Origin of the sequence: Methylotenera oryzisoli, from assembly GCF_004661485.1 — a bacterium.
Classification (GTDB): Bacteria; Pseudomonadota; Gammaproteobacteria; order Burkholderiales; family Methylophilaceae; genus Methylotenera; species Methylotenera oryzisoli.
This window is the reverse complement of the sequence record NZ_PQVH01000006.1, coordinates 82,190-101,661: the sequence shown is the minus strand read 5'-3', so window position 1 is coordinate 101,661 and position 19,472 is coordinate 82,190. Positions and strand designations below refer to the sequence as shown.

The 19,472-nt window shown below is 48.8% G+C and carries 15 protein-coding genes and 1 tRNA gene; 10 read left to right on the top strand and 6 right to left on the bottom strand.

Annotated elements, in window-relative coordinates; genetic code table 11:
- The first annotated feature begins 280 nt into the window (after positions 1 to 280).
- Positions 281 to 2,650 (top strand): TonB-dependent receptor, encoded by a 2,370-nt coding sequence (locus C3Y98_RS03930; RefSeq protein WP_135276810.1) that lies wholly within the window; start codon positions 281 to 283, stop codon positions 2,648 to 2,650.
- Here C3Y98_RS03930 and C3Y98_RS12880 read toward each other — a convergent pair whose 3' ends face one another.
- Entirely contained in the window at positions 2,651 to 2,776 is a 126-nt protein-coding gene (locus C3Y98_RS12880; RefSeq protein ID WP_280818741.1) for a hypothetical protein, read from the bottom strand.
- Between the two features lie 23 nt (positions 2,777 to 2,799).
- Here C3Y98_RS12880 and C3Y98_RS03925 point away from each other — a divergent pair, with 23 nt between their 5' ends.
- The 5 genes from C3Y98_RS03925 (at position 2,800) to C3Y98_RS03905 (ending at position 8,316) form a co-directional block, all read left to right on the top strand.
- Positions 2,800 to 4,008 (top strand): MFS transporter, encoded by a 1,209-nt coding sequence (locus tag C3Y98_RS03925; RefSeq protein ID WP_135276809.1) that lies wholly within the window; start codon positions 2,800 to 2,802, stop codon positions 4,006 to 4,008.
- A 237-nt stretch (positions 4,009 to 4,245) separates the two neighbouring features.
- Complete coding sequence (locus tag C3Y98_RS03920; RefSeq protein ID WP_135276808.1) at positions 4,246 to 5,313, top strand: LLM class flavin-dependent oxidoreductase; 1,068 nt, start codon at positions 4,246 to 4,248, stop codon at positions 5,311 to 5,313.
- 20 nt (positions 5,314 to 5,333) lie between these two features.
- Entirely contained in the window at positions 5,334 to 6,488 is a 1,155-nt protein-coding gene (locus tag C3Y98_RS03915) for an LLM class flavin-dependent oxidoreductase (protein ID WP_135276807.1), read from the top strand.
- A 4-nt stretch (positions 6,489 to 6,492) separates the two neighbouring features.
- Positions 6,493 to 7,569 (top strand): ABC transporter substrate-binding protein, encoded by a 1,077-nt coding sequence (locus C3Y98_RS03910; RefSeq protein ID WP_135276806.1) that lies wholly within the window; start codon positions 6,493 to 6,495, stop codon positions 7,567 to 7,569.
- 30 nt (positions 7,570 to 7,599) lie between these two features.
- Positions 7,600 to 8,316: a class II aldolase/adducin family protein gene (locus C3Y98_RS03905; protein WP_135276805.1), complete on the top strand. Its 717-nt coding sequence runs from the start codon at positions 7,600 to 7,602 to the stop codon at positions 8,314 to 8,316.
- Positions 8,317 to 8,467: 151 nt separating this feature from the next.
- On the opposite strand, the gene C3Y98_RS03900 is transcribed toward C3Y98_RS03905, so the two are convergent.
- Entirely contained in the window at positions 8,468 to 8,863 is a 396-nt protein-coding gene (locus C3Y98_RS03900) for a surface-adhesin E family protein (RefSeq protein WP_135276804.1), read from the bottom strand.
- A 37-nt stretch (positions 8,864 to 8,900) separates the two neighbouring features.
- The gene (locus C3Y98_RS03895) at positions 8,901 to 9,167 is read right to left on the bottom strand and encodes a hypothetical protein (RefSeq protein ID WP_135276803.1); all 267 of its coding nucleotides are present in this window, start codon (positions 9,165 to 9,167) and stop codon (positions 8,901 to 8,903) included.
- A 232-nt stretch (positions 9,168 to 9,399) separates the two neighbouring features.
- Here C3Y98_RS03895 and C3Y98_RS03890 point away from each other — a divergent pair, with 232 nt between their 5' ends.
- Together C3Y98_RS03890 and C3Y98_RS03885 are read left to right on the top strand one after the other, a co-directional pair.
- Positions 9,400 to 9,609: a dodecin gene (locus tag C3Y98_RS03890; protein WP_135276802.1), complete on the top strand. Its 210-nt coding sequence runs from the start codon at positions 9,400 to 9,402 to the stop codon at positions 9,607 to 9,609.
- 6 nt (positions 9,610 to 9,615) lie between these two features.
- Complete coding sequence (locus C3Y98_RS03885; protein WP_135276801.1) at positions 9,616 to 11,616, top strand: RelA/SpoT family protein; 2,001 nt, start codon at positions 9,616 to 9,618, stop codon at positions 11,614 to 11,616.
- A 28-nt stretch (positions 11,617 to 11,644) separates the two neighbouring features.
- Here C3Y98_RS03885 and C3Y98_RS03880 read toward each other — a convergent pair whose 3' ends face one another.
- On the bottom strand, positions 11,645 to 12,616 hold the full coding sequence (locus C3Y98_RS03880) for a quinone oxidoreductase family protein (RefSeq protein ID WP_135276800.1): 972 nt from the start codon (positions 12,614 to 12,616) through the stop codon (positions 11,645 to 11,647).
- 149 nt (positions 12,617 to 12,765) lie between these two features.
- Here C3Y98_RS03880 and C3Y98_RS03875 point away from each other — a divergent pair.
- Together C3Y98_RS03875 and C3Y98_RS03870 are read left to right on the top strand one after the other, a co-directional pair.
- Positions 12,766 to 12,842, top strand: a tRNA-Pro gene (locus C3Y98_RS03875).
- A gap of 552 nt (positions 12,843 to 13,394) precedes the next feature.
- Positions 13,395 to 15,617 carry a putative bifunctional diguanylate cyclase/phosphodiesterase gene (locus C3Y98_RS03870; RefSeq protein ID WP_135276799.1) on the top strand — a complete coding sequence of 741 codons (2,223 nt, stop codon included), beginning with the start codon at positions 13,395 to 13,397 and terminating at the stop codon, positions 15,615 to 15,617.
- Positions 15,618 to 15,664: 47 nt separating this feature from the next.
- Here C3Y98_RS03870 and ubiM read toward each other — a convergent pair whose 3' ends face one another.
- A complete protein-coding gene (gene ubiM, locus C3Y98_RS03865; protein ID WP_135276798.1) occupies positions 15,665 to 16,840 on the bottom strand; it encodes a 5-demethoxyubiquinol-8 5-hydroxylase UbiM in 1,176 nt (391 codons plus the stop codon).
- Between the two features lie 137 nt (positions 16,841 to 16,977).
- Entirely contained in the window at positions 16,978 to 19,296 is a 2,319-nt protein-coding gene (locus tag C3Y98_RS03860; RefSeq protein WP_135276797.1) for an HDOD domain-containing protein, read from the bottom strand.
- Positions 19,297 to 19,472: the final 176 nt, after the last annotated feature.

Below are 19,472 nucleotides of genomic sequence, written 5' to 3'. Positions count from 1 at the left end.
TGCACCGCATTTTTTTTATATAGAGATTCTTACCCTGTTTTTTCTACATCACGCTTAGCCAGCAACCGTCACTAAGGGCTGTTTATTAACAAGCAACTGTTCAGATTGTTGCTGCTTATACAACAAACGTAATCATGCATTGATTGGTGTGTTGTTGTTTATATTCAATAAAATCAATGTTTTGTGCGTTATTTGATACTTGGCACATATTCTGCAATCTCTATAACTGTTAAGGCATTTGTGCCATGCAAATTTTAATCACAGTTAAAGAGAGTATTCAATGAGAAGTAAAGAAATTAAAGGCGCGCATCCGCGCCAAGCTACCTTCCAGTTAAAGCCGCTGGTCAAGAATGTATCGATAGCATTGGCAATTAGCGCGGCTACTGTACTTAATGCCAATCTGGCTTACGCTGAGGAGAGCGCCCCAGCCCAGGCTGAAGATAAAGCCAAAGTAGAAGGCGTGACACTACCTTCAGTGACGGTGACTTCACAGAAGCGCGAAGAGAGTGTGCAGGAAGTGAAAACCGCGATTACGGCCCTAGGCGGTAAAGATTTGCTAGACCAAGGTGTAGGTCGCTCAGCCAGTGAAGTATTGAATTATGTACCTAATGCCTCAGCTGGAACGCAGCAGCATGGACGCCCACGCTGGTGGATTCGTGGTGTAGGTGCCGGTCAGCAGCAATATGACTTATCCAATCCGGTTGGGTTTTATTTAGATGAAGTCTATATCAGCAATGCCAGTGCTACCGGCTTCCCTTTATTTGATATCGAGCGTGTGGAAGTACTGCGCGGCCCGCAGGGCACGTTGTGGGGTAAAAATACCACAGGCGGTGCGGTGAGCGTGGTTTCAAAAAAACCATCATTTAATACCGATGCCAAAGACAATTACGTGAAAGTAGATTACGGTAGTTACAACGACAGAATCGTACAAGGCGGCGTGGGTGGTGTGATTATTGATGAGCGCCTAGCGGGCCGTGTTTCATTTTTACAAGAAGACCAGGATGGCCGTTTAAAGAACCAATATACCGGCAGCAATGATAGTGGGTTATCTGAAGGCGCGATTCGCGGGCAGTTGTTGGCTGTTTTAACGCCGGATTTAGAAGCATTGTTAAATGTGCATTACCGAAAATATGAAACCGATGGTGCCATTACCACCACCAGAAGTTATGCGGCGAATGGCGTGTTCCGTAACGGCTACAAGCCAAGTAAAGATATTAAGCATGTGAGTACCAATGCGCCTGACTCTAGCGACAACACACAAAACGGCGTGAGCTTGAATTTGAAATGGCAGCTTGGCCGCTTAGCGTTGACCTCTATTACGGGCTATGAAGATTTTCAGTCTGAAATTGTGACGGATAACGACTACACGCCGCTAGAGATTTCCAGATCGCACACCGATGGCAAAAGCCGGCAGTTTACGCAAGAGTTTAGGTTGGCATCGCCTAAAGAGGACCGCTGGAACTGGTTAGCTGGTGCTCACTATTTTAATGAGAATGTTAACTTTAGTACGCAGGGAGCTAAGTTGCCGTCTGCTTCAGTGCCTGGTTTGGCTGGAGCGCCACCGGGAGCAACTTATAACAAATCAGACTTAACGCATAATGCGGAGAGTTTTGCATTGTTTGGCAGCAACACCTATAACTTTACCGATCAGTTCAATGCGACTTTGGGCGTGAGATGGACGCGCGAGACTAAAGAGTATGACCTGAACAGAAAAGGCTCAACCGGAACTGGTAGCTGGAGCAACCTGGCACAGTGGTGGAGCACATATACCGGCGCATATGCCGCAGCAGGGCCATCTGGCTCGGGCACGTTTAGCGCTAAAGACTCTAAAACCTGGAATGCTTTAACTTACGACATTACGCCTGAGTATAAAATCACCCCGCATGACCGCGTATATGCCAAATATTCGCATGGCGAGAAATCTGGCGGCTTTAACACTGCCGCGACTAGCTTGGCCGCGGTGAATACGGTAAAACCTGAGCAGTTAGATGCTTATGAGGTTGGCTATAAGTCAGAGTGGTTGGATGGGCGCTTAAACTTTAATACCAGCTTGTTCCATTACAACTATAAAGACGTGCAGGTGAACGTGGTCGGTTTTAATGCCAATGCCAATACCACCGTTTCTTATTTGCAGAATGCTAAAAAAGCCACGGTAAATGGTGCTGAGTTTGAGGTGGAAGCATTGCCACTAGAGAACTTGCACGTGAATGCCAGCCTAGGTCTGTTAGACGCAGATTATGACAGCCTGCAGGTGGTAAACGGCGGGGCAGATTTGAGCGGTAGGTCATTAGTGCGTTCGCCGCATGTAACGGCACAGCTTGCTGCTGATTATCGTATCCCGGTGCGCTACGGTAAGGTGATTATCGGTGCAGATGCACGTTACCAAGCTAAACAGTATTACTTTATTGATCCTCAGTCTGAAGCGCGTGGGCATTTGAATCAAGAGGCTTATACCTTGGCAAATGCGCGGATTTCATTCGCTACGCACAATGACAAATATTTATTTACTGGCTACGTGAATAATTTATTTGATAAAGAGTACAAAAACCATTCATTGCCAGCGTTTAACGCCGCTCAGGGCGTTAATGGCGATAGCATTTATTGGGCAGCGCCAAGAACAGTTGGCGTCTCAGTCACCACGCGCTGGTAATTATCCACGCAAGCGTTGATGTAAAAAGCGCCAGATTCCCATTAGGTAGTCTGGCGTTATTTTTATCAGCACCACACCTATCGCATCATTGCGCCCGATGCTGGCGCAAACAGTTCTGTTATTCATTTCTATCCTGAGAGTGCATCAATATGAGCCAATCCAATACGTTAAATACGCAACGTCCCTTATTAGCCACCCATCATTTCACTTATTCATTTGTTGGCCTGGCGCTGATGAGTGGCATCACCATTGGTATGAATAAGATTTTAGTCACGTTGTTAGCGCTGCACCTGAATGCCGAGTCTTGGCAGATAGGCTTGTTAATCGGTGCGGAAAGTTTATCCATGATGCTGATGTCGCTGCCGGCCGGTATCTTTATCAGCCGCTTCAGTGCGCGCTGGGTATATGCAATTTCTAGTTTGGGCGCCATGACCTTATATCCGTTGATTGGCTACTCAACTTCTTGGTATCTGGCCGCCATCTTTTTGTTTATTGCCGGCATTTGTATTCCGTTTCGCGTGGTAGCCATGAATACCTCATGGCTGGAACGTCTGCCTGAGGTTGGCACTAGCCGTGGCGGCTGGTATCGAGGCACCTTGATGCTGGGCATAGGTTTGGTCGGGCCATTACTTGGCAACCTGGTGTCCAGCCATTTGGGGATACAGGGTAGCTACTGGATTACCAGCATATTGTTTGCCGTGATGTCGTTTTATGGCTTCACCATTTTATCGCGCACACGTGCGGCTGATAGTGCCAAAAGTGTACGTGGCGGGGTGAAGGAAATGCTGCAATACCTTACTGACCCGATGGTGCGTCAGGTATGTATCTATGATGGCTTAGGCGGCATGGTGCGTGGCTTCTTCGGCACTTTTATTATTGTGATTGCAGTGCGTCAATTCCATTGGACTGCACAGCAGGGAATCACCCTCATGGTGGTAGAGGGTGCCGCCTTTGTTGCAGTGCTGCTGTTGCTGGGGCATGTGGTGGCAAAGTTAGGTGAAAAGCTCACTTATAACTTGAGCCATGCCAGCCTGATTATAGGCTTAGCGTTTTTGGGCTTAAGTAGTGGCGTGGTCGGGCTTTTGATAGGTGCTGTATTACAGGCGATAGGTCAGGCGTTTAATCATCTCGTCAATATTTCACGCTTGGCACATTCTGGTAAAAATATGGGTCACGTTTCCGGCTTGTTTACGATGGTTGGCATGGCTGGTGGCTTTGTGGGCGCCACTCTGGGTGGCTTTTTAAGCAAAGGCTTTGTGCTGCAGGATATATTTTTACTGTGGATTCCTATCTGGTTGGCAGTATGCCCAGGCTTTCGTGCGTTTATCAGCAGCAACTTTAAAAAGCTGGCTGCATAAGGGGTGAATGGTTTGCAAAATCAACAGCGCTGTTTATCGCCTTGTTGATTTTGCAGCAACTATTTATTTTGCAAAATAACAGTGAGCTGTTGTTTTGTTAAAAAACAATACAAATCAATTGGTTGCGTTTATTTTCATTGGTGCCGGATATTGGCATGCATCCTGCAAATTAAAAGAGATAGTGCTACAGACATATCAATGTAGCTAGTTAATCCAGTTTAATTTTAGGAGGAATGTATGACTACAGAGTTCTTGTGGCAATTGCCAACCAGTGGTGATGGACGTTACGGCAATAGTAGAAAAGAGCGCCGTGCAGAACGTGCCTCATCAGCGCATCCCTACTCGGATGGTGTGACCGACCCGCGTGGTTTGAGCTTCAACTATTTTGATTACCTGCATCAGGTTGCACGTGCGGCAGATCTTGCCGGCTTCGACGGCATCCGTATTCCGGAAGATATCAATGGCGATGAACCATGGATTATTGCCGGCTATGTGGCACGTGGCAGCCGCCATTTAAAGCTAGTCACCGAGTTTGATGCCTCACGTGGTTCATCGGTGTACGCGGCAAAAAATACAGTGAGCTACCAGCGCTTTACCGATGGGCGTTTTGCCTGGCAAATTAGTGCTGGTGGTGATGATAAGCATAGACGTGCCTTGGGCGATTTTGTGGCAGATAGTGAAATTAATCCGCGCATTGAAGAGTTTGTTACCGTGGCGCGCGGTGTGCTCACCCAGTCTCCATATAGCTTTAAAGGCAAGTATTTCGAGGTGCTCAATGGCGGGTTTCAGGGAGCGTTATCTAACCAGAAAGTGCCGCCTATTTACCTTTCCGGTAAGAGTCAAGAAGCCTTAGCGCTATCCGCTAAGGTTGCGGACTTTCACATTTTTGATGCAGACACGGTTGAGAGTATTCAACAGCAAATCCAAGAGCTGCGTGCACTTGCCAAGCCTTATGGACGTGAGCCTGCGTTTGCGCTGCGTATTGATATCGTCAGCCGCGAAACTGAGGATGAAGCGACTTTTGATGCACGCCGCTATTGGCAGCAGTCGGAGCAGGGCAATCATCAGCCTGTCATTAACGGCAATTTATGGGCTGGCCTATCAACTGATACCACGGCAGCCAATGCCACGCTGGTCGGTAGCTACGAGCAAGTGACAGAAGCGCTTGTGGCTTATGCCGCCGCCGGAGTCAGCAGCTTCCTGCTGTCATCTGTCCCGCACTTTGAAGAGGCCTATCGCCTAGGTGAACACGTTTTACCTGCGGTACGGGCCCAAATCAAGCACGACCAACGTCGTGCTGCCTAACTAAATTTAAGGAATATTGTATGACTATTGATGTTTTCTGGCGGATTCCGACCCATGGCGAACCAAGCTCACACCGTAATCGCACTCCGCATCGCGGTGACTGGTTTCCTGGCGATGACACTAAAGCCAAGCCAGGCAGTGTAGGCGGTACAGGGCAGGGCTATATCGATTACGTGGCAGAGATTGCGCGTGCTGCCGAGATTTCAGGTTTTCAGGGCGGTTTGATTCCATCGTTCCCAATGACGGATGAGCCATGGGTGATCTCTTCGTTACTGGCGCGTGAGACTTCTACCTTTCGTTTCATGATTCCGTTTCAGCCCGGCTTTCTCAACCCAGTGGTTGCTGCGCGGATGACCGCAAGCTTGCAACGTGCCACCGGTGGCCGCGCTTTATACAACATCATTACCGGTGGCGGTGGCCCTGCGCAGTTGTGGTGGGGAGACTCCGCTTCGCATGATGATCGATATGGGCGAACCACAGAGTTTCTGGATGTATTGAAAGGTGTCTGGAATGGTGGACCGTTTTCATATCATGGCAAATTCTACCAAGTGGAAGATGCTGGTTTGGCGCACCCATTGTCGCAGGAAGAATATCCGGAAATTTATTTCTCCGGCTCCTCAGATGCGGCGCTCGCCTCTGCCTCTAAACATGCTGATTATTATTTAACGTGGCTAGAGCCGTTTGATCAACTGCGTGAGAAGTTTGACCGTGTGAAAGCCCGCACGCAGATTCTTGGGCGCAAAATTAAATGCGCAATCCGTGTGGATATCATTGCCAGACCCACTGAAGAAGAGGCTTGGGCGGAGATTGAAAAAGGCTTTAACAGCCTGAGTCGTGAGGCTTTGGATAAATTTCAGAACCCAGATGCCAGTGATTCTGTAGGCGCTGCGCGTCAGCGTGGCAATCGACCGACCACTATCAATAGTTATAAAGATTTGATTATTGAACCGAATGTTTGGTCTGGCTTTAGCCTGCTGCGCGGCGGTCAAACTAACGGCATCGTCGGTAGCTATGAGCAGGTAGCGGAACGCTTGGACCAATTGGTGGCGTTGGGTGCAGATGCATTTATTTTAGCCAGTACACCACACCTTGAAGAAGCGTATCGCGTGGGTGAAGAAGTGCTGCCGCTATTGCGCGGCAAAACAGATACCGCGATTTTGCGCGCCGTGGGGTAATTAAATGACCAATCCATTATCAGTGAATCCGCCAGCCAATACGCAACTTAAAGACATCTGGTTTACGCGCTGCCCAGTGCCCACGGCAACTGGCCTGGCTTATAAATTAGGATGGCTTGAAGAAGAGTTTGCAAAAGACGGTATTTCGGTGGCAACGATTCAGGACGCACCTCAAGCGCTTGCGCGCCATCATTACGACCATGAAATCAACAGCTTGATTCGGGAAGGTGGCAGCTTGCTCGCCTTAGCGGCTAAAGCCCAGGGCGCAAAAACAAAAGTCATCGGCTTAACCTGGATAGACGAATGGCAGGTGATTTTGGTGCGCCCGGACTCTCACATCAATCGGCCGGCAGACCTGAAAGGGCGGCGTGTTGCGTTGCCAGCGTATGTAGAGCGTGAAATACAGTCGCATGTGCGCGGCAGCAGTATTGCGCGCGGCATGACCTTGCAAGGAGTGAAGGGCGTTCTGGCTTATGCAGGCTTAACGCTGGATGACGTGTCCTTTGTTGAGGTGGGCTCGGGACAGGATTCAGATGCCGGTCTGGGGGGGCTGTGGGCTGGGCTTGATAACTTGGCACGCGGCGAAGTCGATGCGGTTTACGTCAAAGGCGCGTCGGCAGTTGATGCCGCCAAACGCTACGGCGCCGTAGTGGGTATTGATATTGACAGGTTCACCGATCGCCAATATCGCGTCAATAACGGCACGCCGCGGCCGATTACTGTGCATGAAGATTTTATCGAGAACCACTTTGATTTGTTAGTGCGCTTTCTTGCACAAACCCTGCGTGCTGCAGATTGGGCAGCTTCTAATCTGGACGGTGTGCATCAAATTTTAAAAGGCGAAACTCGTGCCGGCGACGACGGGGTGGCAACGGCTTACCGCGATGGGTTTCATCAGTCGTTACATCCTAGCCTATCAAAAGAGTTGCTGGATTTATTCAAAATCCAAAAGAACTTCACCTTAATTCACGGTGTGTTAGACCGTGATTTTAATCTGGACGCATGGGTAGACCACAGGCCATTGGCGGCTGCACGTCAGTGGCTGGATAACTATTACCAAACGCAGAGCAAAGCTGCGTAATTTATTTAATTTTAATGAAGGAGTTTTAGCATGGGAAAAATCGATACAGAATTAGCGGCAGATGTCACGGCATTTGCACAAAGTGTGAAGCAAGACGCCGAGCACGCCTTTAGAGTGCTGCGCGAAACCGACACCACTACGGCCTATGGTACGGTAGGCTTTGTGGTACGCGTGCCTGGGCACGAAAAACTGGTGGTGGTGAACGACCCGGGTCCGTGGAATAGGGGCGCAGAAATCACACCGGCTATTATTGGCTTTGATGGTACGGTGTATGCTGGCAACCATAGCGGTGGCAAACGTTACAACAAGCTGTTTATAGAGCATCCAGACGTCAATATCATTTCACACGTACATACCCTGTATCTGGCTGCTTGGGCACAAACGCACCGTACTTTTCCAATTAACTATGTTGCGTTTAATCGCCACCATCTGGTGCGCGAGCTGCCTGTTTATATTGATAGACGCCAGCCAGAAGTAGATTTTATTGTTGAGAAAGTGAATGAAAACCCGCATAACTTTGCCATTATTGAAGCCAATGGCGGCGGTACAGTATGGGGCAAAGGCGGCGTGCGAGCGCTGACTGACACCATTATTCTGCTCGAAGAAACTGCGCGCTTACAATTGCTGGCTGAGGCGGTGGGTGGCTCAAGAAACTATGGTGCGGGTGCTTTAAGGCAAAATTGGACCATGACAGGTTTGTTTGATGAAGCTAAAACCTTAGGCTTGCTGCCAATTACTGATCTCTAATACGTCGGTATCGCAATATTGCAGGCCCGGTAGTTGTGCTATGTAGGTAGCCGATTACCGGGCTGCATCCATTTTTTTATCAGTACTTGTTTTCAATACCAGTTATCTAAACGCTTGCAGTTGCAGTATGGTAAGTTAGGTTTAGCCCTGCTTACTCACGGCCACAATAAAACTTACGCATGGCTTCGCCCGTTATATCCGGGGCAATATATTCCCACTGTGCAGGGCTGCTGGTTTTAAGGATAGCTTCGCCACGCCCCATATTCAGCTTGTAGTTGCTCGCGGCCATGGTCCTGCGCATTTTGGTTTTACAGTTAACCTCAAGCAAAGATTTTACCGAGAGGTAAGTTTGACTTTGCACGGTTTGCGGTGCGTTGTAGTCCTGCATTTGCCAAACTTTTAGCACATGGTCTTGGTTGCGCAGCGTAGCCAGATTGTAATAAACCTTGACGCCACCTTGGTTGCTTGAGCCGCTAAACTCAGTCCAATCCGCCCATGTGCTAGTACTGGTCAGCGCCAGTGTGAGTGCGATTAGCAGTTTTTTCATGTTGTGTTCCATTATGGCTTGCACGCAGAGTAACGTGTTATGACTGACTCGCATTCATTTTGCGATCAAGATCAGCAATGTCATTGGTGAGTTTGGTTCTTTCGGCTTCACTCAACTGCGGGTTGTTTAAGCGTTGTTGCAATTGATTGCGCACGGCCGCTAGCATTTTTGTCTGAGGCGCTTGCGTTTCTACTTGCGGTGCTCGCATTTTAGCAAGGGCTGCACTCAGTGCTTCGTATTCTTGGTCATTGAGGCCGGTAATGCTTTTTAGCTCGGCTGATGGTTGTGTTGGTGTGTTTGTCATGGGCAGGTCAAATGCATAATCAAATTAAAGGATGGTGGAATCTTATCACAGGCGGCCTTGCATGGAGCGCTTGGCATCGATGGGTACAGATTGGGTGACATGATGTATTTGTTTAAAAATTGCTTGAAAGTTCAAGCTTAGGCACCAAATAAAAATTGGTAATCTATGGCTAAAAGGTAGATGATTATAGTTATCTGGAATTATTCCAAGATTTTTAGTCAAGGAGAATGCTATGTCTGCACATACTTATAAACTCATCGAACTCGTAGGCAGTTCTAGCGTTGGTACTGATGATGCAATCCGTAATGCGATTGCGAAGGCTGCCCTCACCGTTAAGCATATGGACTGGTTTGAAGTAGTTGAGACTAGAGGACATATTGTGAATGGTGGGGTTGCGCATTTTCAAGTGACCATCAAGGTTGGTTTTAGAATAGAAGATTAAATAATAATGATCCATGGTTCCAGCTCATTACAAATACCTGCTTTATCCGATAATGATACGCAAGCATGGATAGTTTCGTTAGCTAAGCATTATTCGCCAGCAGACGTGGAGCTCATTCGTCAGGCTTGCCAGTTGGCAACCTTGGCTTATGATGCGCAGACCGAGCTGACTGGTGAGCCGCTGTTGCGGCATGCAACCTGCACTGCCGCGATATTAGTCAGCCTAAATATGGATGCTGAATCCATTATTGCGACCATTTTATATGCGGCACCTAAGCATATCGATAATTGGCAGGAAACCATCAAGCTGCGCTTTGGCAGCAATATTGTAAGCATGGTTGAAGGCTTGCTCCGTATCGCGCAAGTGCAGGAGTTCAGTGAGCTTGAGCGTCTGCATCTGCAAGGGCAGGAAAATGCAGATAACAGCAAGCAGGTTGAGAGCCTGCGCAAGATGTTGTTGGCGATGGTGCAGGATATTCGGGTTGTGCTGATTAAATTGGCAGAGCGCACGCAAATACTGCGTAGCTTGGCTGGTGCTAGCCGCGAGCAGCAAATACTGATCGCGCGCGAGGTGCAGGGTATTTTTTCTCCGCTGGCTAATCGTCTTGGGGTATGGCAGCTCAAGTGGGAGATGGAAGATCTCTCATTGCGCTACTTAGAGCCGCAGCTCTACAAAGAAGTCGCCAAGTTACTGGATTCACGCCGTGTGGACCGTGAGCAGTACATTGCAGATGTTGAGAATATACTGAAGCAAAAATTAGCGCAGGCTGGTATTCGGGCAGAGGTTTCAGGCCGGCCTAAACACATCTACAGTATTATCAATAAAATGCGGCGCAAACAGCTGGATTTTGAGCAGTTGTTCGACGTGCGTGCTGTGCGGATTCTGGTTGACGATGTAAAAGATTGCTACAGCGCGCTCAGCTTGGTGCAAACCTTGTGGCAGGCGATTCCAGGCGAGTTTGATGACTATATCGCACGCCCTAAAAGTAATAACTACCGTTCATTGCACACCGCAGTCAATGGCCCTCAAGGTTTGGCACTAGAGGTGCAAATCCGCACGTTTGAAATGCATCAGTACTCTGAGCTGGGCGTTGCCGCCCACTGGCGCTACAAGGAAGGTGGTAAGTCCGACATTGTGTTGGACGAGAAAATCGCCTGGTTGCGTCAGATTCTGGCATGGAAAGAAGGCGCCACTGATAGCAGTGACTTACTGGAGCAATTTAAGACCGAATTGTTTCAGGAGAACGTGTATGTATTTACGCCGCAAGGCAGGGTGATAGATTTACCCAAGGACGCGACGCCTATTGATTTTGCCTATGCGCTGCATACGGATTTAGGGCATAGAACGCGTGGCGCTAAAGTGGACGGTAATATCGTGCCGCTCAATTACAAGTTACAAAATGCACAGCGTATTGAAATTCTTACCACTAAACATGGTGCGCCCAGCCGTGACTGGTTAAGCCCGACCTTAGGCTACTTAAAAAGTGCCAGTGCGCGCGCCAAGGTGCGGCACTGGTTCAGGCATCAGCACGCAGAAGAAAACGTGACGCAAGGCCGTGCCAAATTAGATAAAGAGCTACACCGTGCAGGGGCCGGGGCGATTAATCAGGAAAAAATCGCACAGAAGCTGCACTTTAATAAGCTGGAAGACTTTTTAAGCGCGATAGGCCGTGGTGATGTGAGCGAGTATCAAATCGCAGGTGCTATCCATGAAATCGCACACCTGAAACCGATGGAAAAAATCAATCAGGTGGTTTCGCGGAAGACAACGGCACAGCCAGTGGCAACTGAGGTCACGGTAGAAGGCGTTGGCAATCTACAGACCTATATGGCACAGTGCTGCAAGCCGGCCTTTCCGGATGCTATTGTCGGCTATGTGACCTGCGACCGCGGTGTGACTATCCACAGCCAAGCCTGCACGTTTATTCGGCGCTTGCCTGATGAGCGCCATGATCGCCTGCTGCACGCGCAGTGGCGCATCACTAAAGACAAAAAACACACAGGCTAAGTATGCATCGGTATTGCCGTGTTGTAAGTTAAATTGTCAGCACCGTTGCACCGGTTGTTTTACGGGCCTCAAGGTCGCGGTGAGCGGTGGTAGCATCTTTGAGTGCATAGGTCTGGTTGACCTGAATATTTACCTTGCCGCCCGCGACTGCTTCAAATAAATCGGAAGCGTTTTCCTCAAGTTGTGAACGGCTGGCAATAAAGGTGGCAAGTGCTGGCCTAGTCACCATAAGTGAGCCTTTTTGTGCCAGCACGGATAAATCTAGCGGTGGCACCGGGCCAGACGAGGCGCCGAATAACACCATGAGCCCTCTGGGTTGCAGGCAGTCTAGCGATTGCATAAAGGTGTCTTTACCTACTGAATCGTAGATTACCGGCAGTTTTTTGCCGTTGGTAATCTCCAATACGCGTGCTGCAAAGTTTTCGCGGGTGTAGATAATGGGGTGGTGGCAGCCATTGGCTTTCGCCAATGCCGCTTTTTCTTCGGTAGAGACGGTGCCAATCACGGTTGCGCCCAGCGCCGCAGCCCATTGGCAAACGATAAGCCCCACGCCGCCAGCCGCTGCATGCACCAGTATGGTATCGCCAGCACTTACTTTGTAGATATCTCGGATTAGGTAGCGTGCGGTCATGCCTTGTAGCATCATGGCGGCGGCAGTCAGGTCATCAATGCTGTCCGGCAGCTTAATCAAGCGCTCAGCCGCAATCAGCCTAGATTCCGCATAAGCGCCAATCACTGAGGCATACGCCACACGATCCCCCACTTTTAAATGTGAGACTCCTGCGCCCACTGCCTCCACAACGCCAGCAGCTTCCATGCCGGGAATGAACGGCAGCGGCAGCGGGTACAGCCCAGTACGGTGATACACGTCAATGAAGTTCATACCCACTGCGGTTTGCTGCAATCTGACCTGACCAGCCTCCGGCGCGCCTACCGTCATTGGCTCCCAGCGCAATACCTCGGGGCCGCCTGTTTGGTTAACTTTGATCGCATGTGACATGGGGCTAAACTTCTCTATTTTGATGAAAATTATGCTAAAAATAATAGCACTAAATATTGGGCGATATGTACAGCCAGTGTGAATAATTATGGTAATTGAATCAGCCTGATATTGACTATCTGGTGGGTTGTCAGTATAGTGCCGGCCTTCGGCGTGTAGCGTAGCCTGGTAGCGCGCCTGCTTTGGGAGCAGGATGTCGGGAGTTCGAATCTCTCCACGCCGACCATATATTCCCCAGTTTTTACCTCTAGGTTTGCATCATTGGCGAACCGCACCGTGGCTTCTGTTTGGCGCCCACACTGCTGTCCTATCATTCGTTTGCATATCACTCCAGTATTCCAGAATGAAACCATTGATGCAGCGCTTAGTCCAATCCAGTGATTGCTAGGACAAACCCGTTTGCGCAATCAGTTTGATGTTAAACATTTGAGGAGAAACATCATGGCAAAAGGACAGCTACACAAAAACAAAGAGGCAAAAAAACCTAAGCAAAGCAAAAAAGCAGTAGTGATGCCGGGTTCCACCGTCATGCCAAGCAAGCCTAGTATGCCCAAAAAGTAGGATAAGATGGATGTGCACCTTGGCTCATGTGGAGGGCGGGTGCCGTGTATTTAACTTTAAAGGAGCTTAGGCTCCTTTTTTGTTGCGGCATCTTGATGAAGCCTACCTAATTAGCGCAGCTGGCAAAAGCGGTTTTATGATGCAGCGTTGCGTCAACTAATGGTTGGTTTATGACTAATAGCTTTTTAACTTTAATAAGTTATGGCACTATGCCATTATGAAACTTCCGCACAATCCAACCCCAGCCGCTAGCTCCACAAGTGTACCCGCTGGGGATGCTGAAGGCATGATGCCAGCAGAAGCCTTATCCACGCTTTCTTCTGTTTTTGATCAAGAGGCAGAGTCATTATTATCATCCAGCGCTGTTATTCAGAAGGTACTCGATTGCTTGCCATCCGTGGTCGGCTATTGGGATAACACACTAAAAAACCGCCTTGCCAATAAAGCATATGAAGCGTGGTTTGGTGTTGAGGCTAGCCAGCTGAGAGGCAAGTATATTTGGGAGTTGCTGGGGGATGAACTTTACCGCCTCAATCTCCCGCATATTGAAGGCGCATTAAGAGGTGAGCCACAGACCTTTGAGCGAATTATCCCTAATGCAGACAGTAGCTGCTCACGCCACTCTTTAACAAATTACATCCCCGATGTGAGAGATGGTGAGGTAAAAGGTTTTTTTGTGCTGCTCACCGACATTAGTGCGATTAAAAAAGCAGAGGCGGTACTGCGCGGGAGTGAGGAGCGCTTCCGTTCAGTGGTGCAGGATCAGACTGAAGTGATTTCAAGGTTGCGTGCAGACGGTACTTATATTTTTGTGAATGATGTTTATTGTCGCTTCTTTGGTAAGACTGAACAGGAGATGATAGGCTCCACCTGGAAGCCTGTGGTCTATGCCGAAGATTTACAGCGCGTGGTGGACGAGTTAGCTATGTTGTCCTTTGCTAACCCAGTGGTGATGATAGAAAATCGGGTACTGTCGGCAACGGGAGCCGTTCACTGGATGCAGTTTAGTAACCGCGGTATTTTTGATGAGCATGGTCAGCTCACAGAGATCCAATCGGTAGGCCGTGATATTAGTGACCGTAAACGGGCAGAAGAAGAGGTGCAGAAGTTAGCGTACAAAGACCCGTTAACCGGTTTATCTAATCGACGCTTAATGCTGGATAGATTAGGTATAGCCTTGGCGACTTCGGCGCGCAGCATGCAGTATGGCGCTTTGCTATTTCTGGATTTAGATAAATTTAAAGTCATTAACGATACGCAAGGCCATGGTGATGGCGATTTGCTCTTAATTGAAGTGGCAAAAAGAATTACCGCTTGTGTGCGTGAGATTGATACCGTGGCGCGCCAGGGCGGTGATGAGTTTGTCGTGCTGGTGGAACGCTTAGGCGAGAGCTTGGAAGAAGCCTCGCGTACGGCGGCTAAGATTGCAGAAACCATACGTCTGGCGCTGGCCGAGCCCTACAAAATTAATAATGTGCATATTCACAGCTCATCCAGCATTGGTGTCTCGCTGTTTTGTGGCCATGATAAAGATGTCGATGAGCTGATTAAGCGTGCCGACATGGCCATGTATCAGGCAAAGGATGGTGGTCGTAACCGCACGCGCTTTTTTGATCCGCAAATGCAAGAGCTGGTGGAGGTGCGCGCTACCTTGGAGTCTGATTTACATAATGCACTGGAGACTGATCAATTTGAGTTGCATTATCAGCTACAGGTCGATCATGAAAATAAACCAATCGGTGCAGAGGCCTTGATTCGCTGGGTGCACCCGCAACGCGGCATGATTTCTCCCGCGCATTTTATTCCGGTGGCAGAGGAAAGCGCATTGATTCTTAATATTGGTGATTGGGTGCTGGATGAAGCCTGCCGCCAGATTGCGCTTTGGAGCAACAATGCGAAAATGTGTGATTTAGTGCTGGCGGTAAATATTAGTGCACAGCAGTTTAAACAAACGCATTTCGTAGATCAGGTGATTGCGGCGATTCATAAACATGGGATTGACCCGTCGCGCCTTAAATTAGAACTGACAGAAAGTGTTGCATTGGATGATATTACTGATGTGATCGCCAAAAAGAACCTGCTAAGGCAAACGGTAGGCGTGACGCTGTCTTTGGATGACTTTGGTACTGGCTTTTCTTCACTCTCTTATTTAAAACGTTTGCCGCTGGATCAGATTAAAATTGACCAAAGCTTTGTACGTGATATCACCACCGATAAAAGTGATGCAGTGATGGTCAAAACGATTATCGATATGGCGCAGAACTTTAGTCTCAACGTGATTGCTGAAGGGGTAGAGACTGAAGCACAACTGGCGTTCCTGAAGCAGCATGAGTGTAAGGCGTATCAAGGCTATTTATTTAGCAAGCCGTTACCTATTGAGCAGTTTGATGCATTAATGCATGATTATGCGCAGCATGGCAATATCACCAAGCTAGTTTAAGCCTACGCTTGTCTTGCAGCGATACCAGACGCTAGGTTTCTTCCCTATTAACTAGCTTCTGTCAGCATGTGCGCCACGGCACGTTTAAAAGGCGAGATGCTGTTACCTAGGCGCAATGATGCCGCTCTAATCAGGCGTGCCGGTATCGTGTCATTCCCATACAGCTTGGCAATTGCATGGGTCGCCAAAAACAGTGGGCGTGTTTTGAAGCGATGCTTTCTTTGGTAGCGCTCAAGCAGGGCACTGGCGGCGATATTGCTGCCACGTGATTTAGCCGTTTTAATTTCATCGGCAAGCACATTGATACCAAATAATCCAAAATTAAAACCATGTGCTGTGACCGGGTGCATCCCCACCGCAGCATCCCCAATCAAAGCAAAGCGTTTTGCAACTAGTTGGCTGGCGTAGGCGGTGACTAGGGGGTAGGCATGGCGGGTCGATGCTAGTTGCATGCTGCCTAATCTATGCTTAAAGCGTAACGCAATTTCCTGATTAAACTCGGCTTCGTTCAGCGACATCAGCCGTTGAATGTCAGCAGCGGGCAGGGTGATGACCACAGAGGATTGTGTGCCGTTCATTGGCAAGAGCGCCAAGGTTTGGCCGTAGTCAAACCACTCCCATGCTACGTGATGATGCGGGATGCTATGCTCCATCACGCATACCATCATGGTTTTGCCAAAGTCATGCATGGTGGCAGGGATGCCCATCGCACGTCTGGTTTCAGAGAAACGGCTATCTGCCGCCACCAATAGCTGTGCTTGCACTTTGGTGCCATTGGCAAGGCTGATATAGGCGCCGTCATTATCCGTGCTGATGGCGGTAATGTCCGACGCTGTAAGTAAAGTGATATCCGGAGATGCTTTCACAGCTTCATAGGCAGCTTTGCGGATCAGGTGATTGGCGACTAAATAGCCTAAGGACGCGGTTTTATTGGCGTCGTGCTCAATCTGCATGGCATAAAGCGATGGGCCGTTAAGTACCTGTGCATCGCGCAATAGAGAAATAGCATTGTTATCAATGCGTTGCCACAACCCCAGTGCTTGCATGATATGTGCGGAGTGATGTGTGAGGGCAATTTCACGCCCATCAAAAGCGGGGTCTGCCAGCATTGATTCCGGCTGACGCTCTAGTATGGCAATACGTAGGCCGCATCCGGCAACAGCCTGCGCAAAGCATAGTCCAGCCGGGCCGGCCCCGACAATCACAATATCAAAGTTCAGCATAATGCTACCAAGCGCTATTGGTGTTAGACATGGTGCTTATGATGACGGTAAATGCTGTGTTTGGCATTGACTCACGTCAAGCTGCCGTTGATTGTTAACAATTCTTGCAGATTACCGCCTAGCTTTCATCCCTGAATCTAGCCTTTTTGCTTGATCGCGAGCACTGACTGATTACGCAGTGTGCGCAATAGGGAGAGCTGTCTGGTCGAAACCTGCATGCTATTGGCATGCTCCATATCTGCGTAAAACATGCCGAGTGCTTTGTTATTTACCATAATCGGCAGCAGTAAAAAACTTTGTGACGATACCGCTTGCCTGTACCACTGCGGAATCTTAGCTGTTACATTTTCCGCCGTAATATCTTCTAGCATCAAGTCGGCACCCTTGCTGGTTGCAAGGTGAAATACATCAGGAGTGAAGTCTAAGCCGAACCTGAATTTCTTCAGTACCGTATCAATGTCCTGACCAAAGCCGAAGCGTGCCACCATTTGATTGTTTTTGACATCTCGAATAAACAGGATGGTGCGGTTAAAGCCCATGCCACGGTGCATGGTTTCCAGCACCATCTGCATAATGTCATTGAGTTGGTGGTCTTCAATCAGGGTGTTAGTGACTTCCTGAATACCTTCAGTGAGGATGGACTCAGAATCAGGCTTCGTCGGCTCGCTGCCTTTTTCATCTGCTGCCTCAAGATTGATACCTAATGCGGTGAGCTCGGTTTCTTCCGTCGCTTTGTGCGATGCCTCAGCACGCGCGCCTATCCAAGTGTTAACACGAGTCATTAACTGGCTTTGTGCCACGTTGATGCCCACTACTCTGGCGCGCGCGGCAAGCTCATCTAAAGCCTGCTCCATCGATTTACGCAGTTGCTGTTCTGATACGCTAAGTGCATTTTCGTAGCGGGTTGTCAGTTGTTTGAGCGCTTTGGATTTGTCGGCGATATTGCCGTTGCTGGCAATCGTGCATAGTTCATTGGCCAGATTAACCGTTAGCGACAAGCTCTCCAGCTCACCATTCGGTTTGATGATTTTATTGCTATCTAGTTTACGCATACCGGCGATTAAGCGCGGCGGGAAGTTCCAGCTTTTTGCAACGCCTATACCCAGCTCGTTGTAAGTCATGCCCAGCACTTTAACTGCGGCTTTGTCTTCACTATCACCTTGGTCAATCAGGCGTGCAACTTGCTGGCTTTCTTCAAAAAAGTAAAAGCTGGCGAGTAGTTTGCCTAAATTGCGGAACATGGAGCAAATAATTGCTTCTTCTGCATTTCTGACATGGCTAGTGGGCGCTAACTGTGCCGCGACGATGCCGGCAAAGAATGATGAAAGTACGTCGTCTTTTAACTGGGATGCCTGTGCTTTATTTTGCAGAAAATCCAGTAATATCAGTGACATTGCTACATTGCGTATGGTTTCAAAGCCCAAGATGACCACGGCTTTGGAGATAGTGTTGATATGACCGCCAAATTGCCCGTAGGTAACGGTATTCACCAGTTTTAATAATTTATTAGTGAGTGCAAAGTCATTCAGAATGCTTTGCGCCAGCGCGTTGTTACTGGCGGAGTCGTCATCTGCCAGCCGATTGATTTCGCTAATGGTGTGTGACAGTGCAGGAAAGTCACTTTTGCTACGCATGCGCCGCAGCAAAAAATCCATCGTGCTGTGCGCGTCTACGGGTTTATGCTCGCCTTGTACTGGCGTTAGGTAATCTTGCAAAGCCTTGCGCATGCTTTCAGCATTTGCGAACCTATCCTCCGGCGCTTTGCTCGTGGCTTTCAGGGTGATGCACTCTAAGGCTTCATCAAGATGAATCTGCATCGGTTGCTGGGGGATGACGCCAGCCTTGGCTAGAGCCGTAGGTGTTTTTGCTTTTTCAATAAAAGGCAGCCCTGTCACTAGCTCATGCAGCAAAACCCCTAATGAAAATATATCTGCGGCAACTGTAGCCTTGTTACCAGCGATAAGCTCGGGTGCGGTGTAGTGCGTATGCTGGTTTTTTGTTGCAAAACCAGCCATGCCGATACCTATCAGCATGGGCGTTTGATCTTTGGCGATCATGATGTGCTCTGCCTGCAGACCTAAGGGCAGTAAGCCCTGAGCGTGTGCGTAACTCACTGCTTTGAGTACGTCAGCAATCATTTGAGCAGCTAGTGTGGCGGCCCATGGTTCAGATGATTTTAATTGCTGCGATAGCATGGTGCCGTTAACCAATGCGTAGACCAGATAAGGTGCGCCCTCATGCTCGCCTGCGTCCAGTAGTGTGGCAATATTCTTATGCTGTAATTTGCTGACAAGGCGTACCTGCGGTAACAAAACCTCAAGTGGCCAATCGCCATTGGGTAGCAGTTTAATCAAGACCTCACGCTCCATGTGAGAGTCGCGGGCTAAATAGACGGTATTTTGTTTGCTTTCATCAAGCTTACGTAGCAATTCAAAGCGGCCTATTTTGCTGAGCATGGATTTTTCCTGACGGGATGTGATTTTGCGTGGATTAACACTGGGTCTGCTGATGTGAGTGCTACATCATTCTGTGCCCATTTTTTGGCAAAAGTCACACCTAATCTTTGTTATGTCATCTTAAGTGTTTATACGGTTACATCATATCACTAGGCTTGATGGCAAGCATCAAATCT

Excerpts from the sequence above, each read along its gene's own strand:
- C3Y98_RS03930 (WP_135276810.1), top strand. The coding sequence starts at position 281 with ATGAGAAGTAAAGAAATTAAAGGCGCGCATCCGCGCCAAGCTACCTTC.
- C3Y98_RS12880 (WP_280818741.1), bottom strand. The coding sequence starts at position 2,776 with ATGAATAACAGAACTGTTTGCGCCAGCATCGGGCGCAATGATGCGATA.
- C3Y98_RS03925 (WP_135276809.1), top strand. The coding sequence starts at position 2,800 with ATGAGCCAATCCAATACGTTAAATACGCAACGTCCCTTATTAGCCACC.
- C3Y98_RS03920 (WP_135276808.1), top strand. The coding sequence starts at position 4,246 with ATGACTACAGAGTTCTTGTGGCAATTGCCAACCAGTGGTGATGGACGT.
- C3Y98_RS03915 (WP_135276807.1), top strand. The coding sequence starts at position 5,334 with ATGACTATTGATGTTTTCTGGCGGATTCCGACCCATGGCGAACCAAGC.
- C3Y98_RS03910 (WP_135276806.1), top strand. The coding sequence starts at position 6,493 with ATGACCAATCCATTATCAGTGAATCCGCCAGCCAATACGCAACTTAAA.
- C3Y98_RS03905 (WP_135276805.1), top strand. The coding sequence starts at position 7,600 with ATGGGAAAAATCGATACAGAATTAGCGGCAGATGTCACGGCATTTGCA.
- C3Y98_RS03900 (WP_135276804.1), bottom strand. The coding sequence starts at position 8,863 with ATGAAAAAACTGCTAATCGCACTCACACTGGCGCTGACCAGTACTAGC.
- C3Y98_RS03895 (WP_135276803.1), bottom strand. The coding sequence starts at position 9,167 with ATGACAAACACACCAACACAACCATCAGCCGAGCTAAAAAGCATTACC.
- C3Y98_RS03890 (WP_135276802.1), top strand. The coding sequence starts at position 9,400 with ATGTCTGCACATACTTATAAACTCATCGAACTCGTAGGCAGTTCTAGC.
- C3Y98_RS03885 (WP_135276801.1), top strand. The coding sequence starts at position 9,616 with ATGATCCATGGTTCCAGCTCATTACAAATACCTGCTTTATCCGATAAT.
- C3Y98_RS03880 (WP_135276800.1), bottom strand. The coding sequence starts at position 12,616 with ATGTCACATGCGATCAAAGTTAACCAAACAGGCGGCCCCGAGGTATTG.
- C3Y98_RS03870 (WP_135276799.1), top strand. The coding sequence starts at position 13,395 with ATGAAACTTCCGCACAATCCAACCCCAGCCGCTAGCTCCACAAGTGTA.
- ubiM (WP_135276798.1), bottom strand. The coding sequence starts at position 16,840 with ATGCTGAACTTTGATATTGTGATTGTCGGGGCCGGCCCGGCTGGACTA.
- C3Y98_RS03860 (WP_135276797.1), bottom strand. The coding sequence starts at position 19,296 with ATGCTCAGCAAAATAGGCCGCTTTGAATTGCTACGTAAGCTTGATGAA.